12 protein-coding genes are annotated in these 11,136 nt (G+C 35.4%); 10 read left to right on the plus strand and 2 right to left on the minus strand.

Going from position 1 to position 11,136, the window contains the following annotated elements; all coding sequences use genetic code 11:
* The 4 genes from BBH99_RS02985 to BBH99_RS03000 form a co-directional block, all read left to right on the plus strand.
* Positions 1-800 (plus strand): tetratricopeptide repeat protein (locus BBH99_RS02985; protein WP_123872966.1); only part of this gene is annotated, 800 nt, incomplete at its 5' end.
* A gap of 121 nt (positions 801-921) precedes the next feature.
* Complete coding sequence (locus BBH99_RS02990; protein ID WP_066691798.1) at positions 922-1,548, plus strand: hypothetical protein; 627 nt, start codon at positions 922-924, stop codon at positions 1,546-1,548.
* A gap of 42 nt (positions 1,549-1,590) precedes the next feature.
* A complete protein-coding gene (locus BBH99_RS02995; RefSeq protein WP_066691801.1) occupies positions 1,591-2,943 on the plus strand; it encodes a chloride channel protein in 1,353 nt (450 codons plus the stop codon).
* A 101-nt stretch (positions 2,944-3,044) separates the two neighbouring features.
* A complete protein-coding gene (locus BBH99_RS03000) occupies positions 3,045-4,388 on the plus strand; it encodes a T9SS-dependent choice-of-anchor J family protein (protein ID WP_066691812.1) in 1,344 nt (447 codons plus the stop codon).
* 33 nt (positions 4,389-4,421) lie between these two features.
* Here BBH99_RS03000 and BBH99_RS03005 read toward each other — a convergent pair whose 3' ends face one another.
* Positions 4,422-5,024 (minus strand): hypothetical protein, encoded by a 603-nt coding sequence (locus BBH99_RS03005; protein WP_066691814.1) that lies wholly within the window; start codon positions 5,022-5,024, stop codon positions 4,422-4,424.
* A gap of 154 nt (positions 5,025-5,178) precedes the next feature.
* On the opposite strand from BBH99_RS03005, the gene rpsF reads away from it, so the two are divergent.
* From rpsF to rplI, 3 genes are all read left to right on the plus strand, one after another.
* Positions 5,179-5,520, plus strand: coding sequence for a 30S ribosomal protein S6 (rpsF, locus tag BBH99_RS03010; protein WP_002979092.1), 342 nt, complete (start codon positions 5,179-5,181; stop codon positions 5,518-5,520).
* A gap of 32 nt (positions 5,521-5,552) precedes the next feature.
* On the plus strand, positions 5,553-5,855 hold the full coding sequence (gene rpsR / locus BBH99_RS03015; RefSeq protein ID WP_002979091.1) for a 30S ribosomal protein S18: 303 nt from the start codon (positions 5,553-5,555) through the stop codon (positions 5,853-5,855).
* A gap of 107 nt (positions 5,856-5,962) precedes the next feature.
* Entirely contained in the window at positions 5,963-6,463 is a 501-nt protein-coding gene (gene rplI, locus BBH99_RS03020; RefSeq protein ID WP_066691817.1) for a 50S ribosomal protein L9, read from the plus strand.
* A 170-nt stretch (positions 6,464-6,633) separates the two neighbouring features.
* Here rplI and BBH99_RS03025 read toward each other — a convergent pair whose 3' ends face one another.
* A complete protein-coding gene (locus BBH99_RS03025) occupies positions 6,634-7,437 on the minus strand; it encodes a helix-turn-helix domain-containing protein (RefSeq protein ID WP_066691820.1) in 804 nt (267 codons plus the stop codon).
* A 214-nt stretch (positions 7,438-7,651) separates the two neighbouring features.
* Here BBH99_RS03025 and BBH99_RS03030 point away from each other — a divergent pair, with 214 nt between their 5' ends.
* The 3 genes from BBH99_RS03030 to BBH99_RS03040 all read left to right on the plus strand — a co-directional run.
* Positions 7,652-8,908, plus strand: coding sequence for a TolC family protein (locus BBH99_RS03030; RefSeq protein WP_066691823.1), 1,257 nt, complete (start codon positions 7,652-7,654; stop codon positions 8,906-8,908).
* A gap of 5 nt (positions 8,909-8,913) precedes the next feature.
* Positions 8,914-9,960 (plus strand): HlyD family secretion protein, encoded by a 1,047-nt coding sequence (locus BBH99_RS03035; RefSeq protein ID WP_066691826.1) that lies wholly within the window; start codon positions 8,914-8,916, stop codon positions 9,958-9,960.
* Positions 9,961-10,230: 270 nt separating this feature from the next.
* Positions 10,231-11,136, plus strand: a 906-nt coding sequence (locus tag BBH99_RS03040; RefSeq protein WP_131799190.1) for a hypothetical protein, incomplete at its 3' end; no start/stop codon positions are given.

Below are 11,136 nucleotides of genomic sequence, written 5' to 3' on the forward strand. Positions count from 1 at the left end.
CTCTCGAAAAAATCCCTAACCGTGTTATAAAATATAACTACAATCCGGAAAAGAAACAATATGAAAAATCTACAGATGTAAGCGGAACAAGGGCCCATTCTGCCAACGGAGTGGCAATAACACTTCCTGCCTTCCTAAAATGGAGCCAACATCTTAGTAAAAATGATCTACTGGGTCAAAAAACAAAAGAAATGATGTGGCAACCCTTTGATTTTGGTAACAAAAAAGATGTTTTTGCATACGGATGGGACATCAGTAAAGTAAACAATATACATTCTTACAATTTCTCCGGCGGCAATGTAAGCGCCTATAAAATTTATCCGGAACGTAATTTGGCAATAATTATGATGTCTAACGGATATAGCTTATTTCCTGTTCAGTATCGGATTGTTAATCATATTGCAGCTATGATTGATCAAGATTTAACTGATGACTATCTGTTAGCAGAAGAAAACATCATCACTGAATTTTCCAGGAAAAACAATCCTGATGCAGAGAAAACCTATCATTCATTAAAAGCAAAAAATCCAAAATGGAATTTTGAAAATACATTGAATGACATAGGCTATATTCTGTTAAGAAATTCGAGAATTGATGAAGCCATTAGAGTATTTGCTTTAAACGTCAAAGAAAATCCACAGTCGGCAAATGCTTTTGACAGCTTAGGCGAAGGTTATTTTAGAGCTAAAAATTATGCTTTAGCTTTAGAGAATTATAAAAAATCATTAACATTAAATCCGGATAACGCCAACGCCATAAAAACGATCCATACAATCGAAGACCTGATGAAGAAAAAATAACTGTTTCTTTTCAATATGGCTGATTTCCAATCAGAATTCAAAATAAAAACCTTCAATTTTTAACGGAAGGTTTTTGTTGGATTTTTCTATAATAGTTTTACCTTTAGAGAAAGTATTATCCATGGAATTAGACTTCAGAAAACTATTTGTTACCAAATTATTTAGCTTTTCTAAAGAAGATGAAGAGCTGATCTTTGAAATTTATGATCGGTTATCTGCAATCTATGATATTTCAATGGTTGATATTGAAGACTCTCCATACAGCCAGTTCAGATCTCAAGATATAGACTTTTTACAGGAGCCTAAACTCTGCTACAGCATTACCAGCAAAAATAAAACAGAAATATCCTATCTTTTCATAGTTAATTTGATAGGAACAACAATCAGAGGAGCCCGTACAACTGACAAATATGATTCATTAGAAGTTTGGGGGTTAAAGGAGGTACATGAAGACTTTGGTTTCATCTCCATTAATAAGAAAAAACTAGCGGACAGAATTGCAGGAATATTCAGCAGTTTTAACATTAATTTCAGGAACAACAAAGATTTCAGAGATTTTTATGTTCTGGGAAGTGATCCATATAAAACCATGACATTCTTAAGTCCAAAGCGAAAAGAAATTATAAAATCTATTTCAGATGAAGATTTCAAAATAGAGGTCAAAAGTAATATTGTAGGATTGAGAATATCGAAGGCATTAAGTGTTGACAATGCACTAATGGTCTCAAAATTCTTGGAAGAAATATAATTATCAAAATTTTACCGTAATTTCATCCTTCAAAACCTACAAATGCTGAAAATTATTATTCTTATTCGCCGATCTCTGAAAAAATCTTTTGATAATATCCGGAATGAACAACTGAAGCACAATCTTCTTCAGGCTATTCCTTTTTGGATAGGATCTGTAATCACTGGCTTTTTTGCTGTATTATATGCTCAACTATTTGCATGGGGTGAAAATCTTATGAATTTTATTTTTGATTGGCATGCATGGATGATTTTCATTATTGCTCCGATTGGATTTGTACTTTCCTGGTGGCTGGTAAAAGAATTTGCCCCCAATGCTAAAGGAAGTGGCATTCCACAGGTGATGGCAGCTGTAGAGCTTGCCAATCCGAAAGAGCATAAAAAGATCAGAAGCCTTTTAAGCCTTAAAATCATTATTTTTAAAATCATTTCTTCTGTAGTTCTGGTGATTGGAGGCGGCGCAGTAGGTCGTGAAGGTCCTACCATTCAGATTGCAGGCTCTGTTTTTAGAAAAGTCAATGAGTATCTTCCGGACTGGTGGCCCAAAATTTCTAAAAAAAATATGATCATGACGGGGGCCGCAGCCGGACTTGCAGCGGCTTTCAACACTCCTCTCGGCGGAATTGTATTTGCAGTAGAAGAACTATCTAAAACACATATTAATTACTTCAAAACAGCTCTATTTACAGCTGTCATCATCGCTGGTCTTACAGCGCAAACTTTAGCCGGATCTTATTTGTATTTGGGCTATCCGAAAACCAATGATGTTTCCCTGATGGTGATGTTCCCCATTATGCTTGTAGCCGCTACAGCCGGAATTATGGCCAGCCAGCTTTCCGTCATCATGCTTAAGATCAACGGATGGAAAAAGAAAGCACTGAAAACAGACAGAGCTAATATAGTTTTTCTGATAGTATGTGCTTTAATTATTGCATCTATCGCCTATTTCATCAACCGTGAAATTTTAGGTTCGGGAAAGGAAATTATGGAGCGGGTTCTTTTTACAAAAGATAAACACGAAGATTGGTATGTCCCTATTTTAAGAATGCTTGGTCCTGCCCTATCCTTTACTTCCGGTGGTGCCGGTGGTATTTTTGCTCCTGCTCTTACTGCCGGAGCTAGTATTGGATCCGTTATTTCAGGAGTTATCCATTTAACACCTAATGAAACCAATGTGGTTGTTTTAGGTGGAATGGTTGCTTTTCTTACAGGTATTACCCGAGCTCCATTCACATCAGCAATCATTGTACTGGAAATGACAGACAGGCATTCATTGATTTTTCATCTGATGCTTGCCGGCATGGTTTCTTCCATTGCTTCCATCTTGGTTAGCAGACATTCTTTATATGATGTATTAAAAGTGAATTTTTTAACGGAACTTAGAAAATACCAGTAAAAACAACAACAAAAACAGCATTTAAATACCACAAAACACCATAAATTTGATATTTAGCATAATTATTTATATATTTGAAATACAACCAAATAAAATCTGTTATGCGAAAATTTTTACTACATGCAACATTAGTTGCTCTTCCTGTATTGGGCAATAGCCAAATACTTCAGGAAAATTTTGATGGAAACGGACCTGGCATTGCTGCCTGGACAGTGATTAACGCAGATGGGCTTACTCCTGCCACTGCTGTAAATTTCATAACCAATGGATGGAACAGAATTGACAGACAAGGAGCCAATGGTAATTTCGGCGGTCCTGCCGGTAATTATGCTGCAATGAGTACTTCATGGTATACTCCTGCCGGGACCTCAAATGACTGGCTTATTTCCCCAACCATAGCCGTATCAGGAGCATCTCCTACATTATATTGGGATGCAAAAGCCCAAGATGCAGATTATCCGGATGGCTATAAAGTTATGCTTGCCCCTAACGGAGGGAATACCGTTGCTGATTTTACGGTACAACTGTATAGCACAACGGGCGAAAACTCGTGGTGGACAAGTCGTGCAGTAAGTCTTACTCCTTATATCGGTCAGAATGTAAGAGTGGCTTTTGTGAATAACAGCACTGATAAATTCATGCTGGCAGTTGATAATATAAAAGTAGATTATACTTTTGTACAACCTCCAGCCTCTTATTGTGGACCTTTGCAGTTTGTTGACAGCTTTGGCGATCCTGCAGATGAACCTATCACTTTAGTAAATTTTGCAGGAATCAATAATACTACAAGCAATACTTTAGGCGCAGGAATATCCCATGAATATTTCCTTAATCAGACAGCTACTGTTACCCAAGGACAGTCCTACAACATTACCTTAAAAGGAAATACGGGTGGAAACTGGACAGACAGTTTTGTTGTATTTATCGACTGGAATCACAATGGTATTCTGGATGAGGCTGGTGAAGTATATCCGGTTACCCAAACCATACAGAATTCAGATGGTACTGATGCTGTTCAGGCAGTCCATTCTATTGCTGTTCCAGCCAATGCTCTTACTGGAAACACAAGAATGAGGGTGAAAAAAATGTATGATACTTTTGCTAATGACCCAAACATTATACTTCCTTGTAAAGGCGGGGAATTTGGCCAGGCAGAAGATTATACAGTAAATGTAATTGCCAGCAACCTTGCTGTAAATGAAGTTAACAAAAAAGAAACTTCGTTTAAAGCTTATCCTAATCCCGTAAATGACATCTTAAATATTGACTCCAAAGTGAAGGTAAAATCAATACAGGTTACAGATGCTTCAGGCAGAGCGGTTCTGAGCTCAGAAATTAACCAAAGTAAATTTGATATTAATTTGTCTAAACTTTCTACCGGAAGTTATATAGTAACTGCTGATACAGAAAACGGATTACAATCTATAAAAGTGATCAAGAAATAATTAAATATAGTACATTAAAAAAAGACCTGTTATTTACAGGTCTTTTTTAAGCATAATATTCAAATCTTTAAAGGCTTCTGATAACTCTTCAGCAACTCCGTAATTAATGATTCTAATCACCAGCTTATCCAGTTTTTCACTTGATCTTTTCACTTTGTAGGTTACAATATTTAAAAATGCATCTCCATTTTTCCTTTTTGATACTTTGTGAAAGTCTACTACATTACTCAGATTCCACAAATCTCCTTCGTAATAAAGTTTTCCATTTTTATCTACCGAGTTTATTCTGATATTATTTCCTTCAAATTCGGCAGCAAGTCTTAACGATCCATTATCACGGTCTGCTCCAAATTCTTTAATTTTATCAGCAATAAAAGTTTTCACTTCTTCAATATTATGGTATTTCCCCAAAAGGTCTTCCTTTCCATTAGCATAAGTGATTTTGTAAATTTCAGATTTGTTTAATGAATGCGAAGGCCCATCCAGATAATCCAATTCTTTATAAGTAATATGGGATGCCCCCACTTCTATAATTTTAGCGTCAAAAGAAGTTCCATTCTTCCTGGATATTTTATCCTGTGAATAGCAGCTAATTCCCAACAGCAACAACGGCAGTGTGTAAATTTTAGTTTTCATGAAATAAAAAATTCGTTGGGCGAAAGTACGAAAAACGTTATTAACACTCAAATTTCCACGATTAACACTTCATCTTTTTTATATACACTATTGCATATTACAAATATAATTTCTACTTTTGCACCTCGAAATAATTAACAAATTTTTTAACATTATGAACAATTACGAAACTGTTTTCATTTTAACTCCCGTTCTATCTGATGCACAGGTGGAGGAAGCAGTGAAAAAATTCGAAGATCTAATCAAAGAAAAGAACTGCGAAATCGTTGCTAAAGAAAACTGGGGATTAAAAAAATTAGCTTACCCAATCCAATTGAAAAAGAATGGGTTCTATACTTTAATCGAATTTAAAGGAGAAGGTTCTGTAGTAGCTGACTTAGAATTAGCATTCAAACGTGACGAGAGAGTAATCCGTTACCTTACTACAAAACTTGACAAACACGCTGTTGAGTACGCTGTAACTAGAAGAGCTAAAGTAAAAGCAGCTAAAGCTTAATTATTAACCCTATTTTTTAAAAAAGACAAGACATGGCAATAGATGAAATGGCTAAACAAGCCTCAGCTGGAGGAGAATCAGAAGTAAAATTCCTTACTCCGCTTGATATCAATACAAAATCTGAAAAGAAATATTGTAGATTCAAAAAATACGGAATTAAGCACGTTGATTACAAAGATGCTGATTTCTTATTACAATTCGTAAACGAGCAAGGTAAAATTTTACCAAGAAGATACACTGGAACTTCTTTAAAATACCAAAGAAAAGTTTCTGCTGCTATCAAAAGAGCAAGACACCTTGCATTACTACCATACGTAGCTGACTTATTGAAATAAGACAAAAAATAAATAAAAGAAGAGGGCAACCTCTTCTTTTGTTGCTGAATACATCATTAATTCTAACTTGATTTTAGACCACTAAAATCTAAAAAAGGACAACAACAATGGAAATTATCCTAAAAAAAGACGTAGAAAACTTAGGACTTGAGTTTGATACAGTAAACGTAAAGCCAGGTTATGCTAGAAACTTCTTAATCCCTCAAGGATTTGCACTTTTAGCTACTCCTAAAAACAAAGCTGCTTTAGAAGCTACATTAGAAGCTAGAAAAGAAGAAGAAGCTAAATTAATCGCTACTGCTAACGCTGTAGTTGAGCAATTGAAGAAAACTTCTATCACTATTCCTGCAAAAGTAGGTGCTGGTGACAAATTATTCGGATCTATCAACAATGCTGATCTATCTGCTGCTTTAGAAAAAGCTGGTGTTGCTGTAGAGAAAAAATATATCAAAATTCCTGGTAACACTATCAAGAGAACTGGTAAATTTACTGCTCTTATCAGACTTCACAGAAATGTTGAGTACAACTACGAATTCGACATCGTTTCTGACGCTCCAGTTGAAGCTGCTCCTGCTAAAAAGGAAGAGGCTAAATCTGAAGAAGCTTAATAAGCGACTGAGAATTTCTCACCATACAGAACCACTTCAATTTTATTGGGGTGGTTTTTTTATTTTGAGGGTTGGAGGTTGCCAAGAACCAAGATTTAAGATGCGGGATATCCTCTCCTCTGCTCTACAAAAGCTGTCAAATTCTTAACCCTAGAAAAATAATAACCTAACTACCGGTTACCTCTTAATTTCTGCTGATATTCCGTAGGAGCAACCCCAATGACCTTCTTAAAAATATTGCTGAAAGAAGACAGGCTATTGTAGCCCACCATCATGGCAATCTCATACATATTGTATTTTCCTTCCAGCATCAGCTCCAAAGAACGGGTAATTCTTAACGCTCTCAGAAAGCGGACGTAATTCATACCCAAAATCTCTTTAAATTTCCTTGAAAGGGTTCTTGTACTCATTCCGAACTCTTTGGCGGTAGATTCAATCGTTAAAGGCTTCTCCAGGTTAGCATGAATATATCTGGCTATCTTCAGTAAGGTTTCATCCTTGGGAAAGGGATGCTGAACAGGAAAAGCGAGTTTTTTATCCCTCTTTTCGGGTAAAATCCCTTTCAATGCTTTGAGAAAATAATATTTTGATCCATCATTTTTTGTTATTTTCCCACTCCAGTCCTTAGTGTACAAAATCATCTCCCTGAGTAAGTCATTGACTGAATAAATGTTAATTTCATCAAAAAAGCCATTTTCATCTTCTTCTTTTTTAATATAAAAATTATATAAATCCACTTTAGGACTGGTAGAAAAAAGATAATGAGGCGTTCCGGCCGGAATCCACATAAAGCATCTTGCCGGAAGATACCAGTGTTTCAGATCTGTAAAAACATGTACAATACCTCCTTCTGCATACACTAATTGAGCGGCACTATGGTAATGGATATCTGTTGTGATATTTCCGGTCAGGACATGATATACGTAAAATTCGGCATCTTCATCCTCTACGGCTTTAAAATGACTGTCATTCATGAAATAAAGGTAGGGATAATTTTCAAAATGGCGTAAATGAACAAATCTTTTTCTTGTTTCACAAATAGTGTCTGCTTTCCATCGTCGTAAATTTGCAGTATCAAAATCAATTTAGCAAAAATCCTTTAATAAATTTATGAATATGATATTTAACGCGTGCCGATATCAGTGCATAGCGTTGTGCTTATTATTGAGCAACCTTTTCCATTCACAGATGATAGATTACCAGCATCTTGGCTTGCAGCAGGCGATAGAAATTGGTTTAAAAAACAACAAAAATATCCAGATCAGCCATTTAAAACAGGAAATGTCCATCACCAAGGAAAAAGACCTGAAAATGGAAAAGCTTCCGGATATTGAATTTCATACCAGTTATAATCAGGTTACCAATCTTTTCCAGTATCAGGATGGTGTATTTAATAAACCTACGAAATATGATGTTATCAACGGAATGTATGATTTTACGCTATCGGCTTCCATTCCAGTTTATATGGGTGGAAAAATAAAAAATACTGAAAAAAAATCATCCATTGATACAGAAATTTCAGCATTAAAAACGCATCTGGATGAAAGACAGCTTAAAATGGAAATAATTACCGCATTTCTCCAAATCCATCATTTAAAAGAACAACAGTCTCTTATTAATGATAAAATGAAGGAGGATTCTGTAAATATCAAACAGGTAAAAGCTTTAAAAGCTAATGGTGTGGTTACTGTGAATGAAGTGCTGAGAACATCATTACAGCTATCTAACCATAAAATGAGCTGGACAGAACTGGATAATGATATACAAATCGCAGAACATAAACTTAAAACCATTCTTTCTCTTCCTGAACAGCAGGAAATGCATGTGGATACAGAAGATCTGATCTCTGACAGCGCAGCAATCCCTTACATTGAAGAGTTAACGGAAACTGCTTTAAGTAAGAATGAATCTGTTGAAATTACCCATAAAAATCTTTCATTAAAAGAATTGGATCAGAAACTGATTAAGGCCAATTATTTACCTAAAATAACTGCCGGCGGAGAGTATTTCTTAAAATATCCGAATATGATGTTCTTTCCTCCCGAACCTTATGCTTATCGCTTGGGAATGATCGGTCTGAATCTTACCTACCCTATCGAAAACCTGTATAAAAACAAATACAAAATGCAGGAAGCCCGAGAGAATATTGATCTGGCAAAACTTCAGATTGAAGAAAATGAAGAAAAGGTAAGGCATAATGTATATGAAGCTTACAAGAAATTTGAAGAAACCGACCAAAAGGTAAAAATTGCAGAAGAAGCCATCAATCAGGCAAAGGAAAACTACAGGATTGTAAGAACAAAATATGCGAACAAACTAAGCCTTATTACAGAACTGATTGATGCAGACAATACTTATCTGGAAGCAGAATCTAACCTTATTTCCGTAAAAATTAACAGACAACTTAAATACTATCAACTCCAATATACGATTGGAAACTTATAAAAACTATGGCACAAAAACAATTGACACAAAAAGAAAAAAGAATTAACAAGACAATTACTTTACTTGCATGGATTCTTATCATCAGCGGAGTCACAGGCATGGTAAGTTTCTATCTTTTTTCTAGAAAAAATGTTACCACTAACGATGCACAGATTGAACAATATATTACTCCTGTTTCCAGCAAGGTTTCAGGATTCATCAAAACGATAAAGTTTAATGAAAACCAGTTTGTACATAAAGGAGATACTCTCATTGTGATTGATAACAGGGAATTTGTCAACCAGGTGCATATGGCTGAAGCCAGTCTTAATGCCAATACAGAAAATATTACCACCATTCAAAGCAGTGTTAATACGAAGGCAAGCGATACAAAAATTATTGATGCTAAAATTGCGTCTGCAAGAATTGATATATGGAGAACGGAACAGGATTACAAAAGATATAAAAACCTTTTGGCTGAAGATGCTGCTACAGAACAGGAGTTTGAAAACGTAAAAGCATCCTATGAACAATCGAAAGCTAATCTTTTGGCTCTGGAACAACAAAAAAATGCAGTAAAAGCAGGAGCAAATGAACAACAAACCAAAGTAGCACCTGCTAAAAGCCAGATTCAGCAGAGTTCAGCTAATCTGAATAATGCCAAATTATTCCTTTCGTACACTGTAATTACAGCTCCTTATGACGGTTGGGTAGGAAAAAAAACAATTCAGGAAGGACAACTTATTAAAGAAGGACAGGCATTGGTTCAGATTGTAAGCAAAGAAAAATGGATTATTGCCAACTATAAAGAAACTCAGCTTGGACAGATTGACCAGACAAAGGAAGTTACCATTACAGCAGATGCTTATCCTGATGTTGAATTCAAAGGAAAAATCCTTTCTGTTTCTCCTGCATCAGGATCTCAGTTTTCTTTAGTAAAACCAGACAACGCCACCGGAAACTTTGTGAAGATAGAACAAAGATTTCCTGTAAAAATTATTCTGGATAATAATAAAGACAATGAGAAACTGCTTTCCGGAATGAATGTTCTGGTAAGCGCGAAAAAGATTTAGGTTTGAGAGTGGAAGTGTTTGAGAGTATTAGAGTACAAAAATATCCGGTTTATTATCATTCTCAAATTAACTCATTTTCAAATTTTCAAATTAAAATTATTTTTTTGCGAAAAGGCAAGACTGCAAATACAGATCTGCTCAATTTTTCTTTAAGCATATTTGTCATTTTACCTTTTACTTTTACCCCTTTGCCCTTTTGTCTTTTCGCATTTTTATTACAAATCAATAGCTACAAATTAAGATCACAGTTTTATTAGCTTTCCAACAACTATGCAGCACAATACAGTTTATCATAAATGGGTACCACAATGGCTGAAACTGCCACTTCTTATTCTGGCATTGTTTCCCCACCTGATGCTGTTGTCACTGTTACATTCCAACAGTGCCTTCACATCTTCTTTTATGGATGTAGATTCAGACGACATCCAATACCTAATGATTTTGATGTATGGGACATTTGTGGTTACCCTTTTAGTTTTACAGCGGTTTATGGCCTATTTCAGCGTGAAATATTATGTTCTGCTGATGTCTTCCATTTCGGTCATTATTCTCTATATTTTATCCGTTACCCATGATTATCATGTAATTCTCGTCATCCGTTTCTTAGAAGGGATCTTCGGATTATTGGAGGGGGCTATTTTTCTTCCTCTGATTATTGCTGAACTGAAAACAAGGCACGCCAAAGTTCTTGCTTATCTTTTTATGTATTCCATTATGCTCACTGGCGGGACTGTAACCACTTCCCTACTGAAATCCAGCATTGAAGATTATGACTTTCAGCATATGGTTTTAATGATGGTTTATTTTCATGTTTTTGTACTCATCATAGGAATTGCAATTTTCAACAGAAACAGATTCTTTCCTAAAAAACCATTATATCAACTGGATATTCCCAGTTGGTTTTTACTTTGGGTATGTTTACAGGCCGGAGGTTATGCTATTATCTATGGAAAAAGGCTGATGTGGTTTGAATCAGACACCATCATTATATGTCTGTTTGTATTCCTTCTTTCCGGAGGGTTGTTTATGCTTAAGCAAAGAAATTCCAAAAGACCTTTATTTCATTTTGAAGTTTTCAGTTCAAAGAATGTTATTGCAGGAATGATTCTTTTTTTCATTTTTTACCTGATCCGTTCCGGATTAAATAACATCTACAGCATCATGGCTACCGTTTGG

Origin of the sequence: Chryseobacterium contaminans, assembly GCF_001684955.1 — a bacterium.
Classification (GTDB): domain Bacteria; phylum Bacteroidota; class Bacteroidia; order Flavobacteriales; family Weeksellaceae; genus Chryseobacterium; species Chryseobacterium contaminans.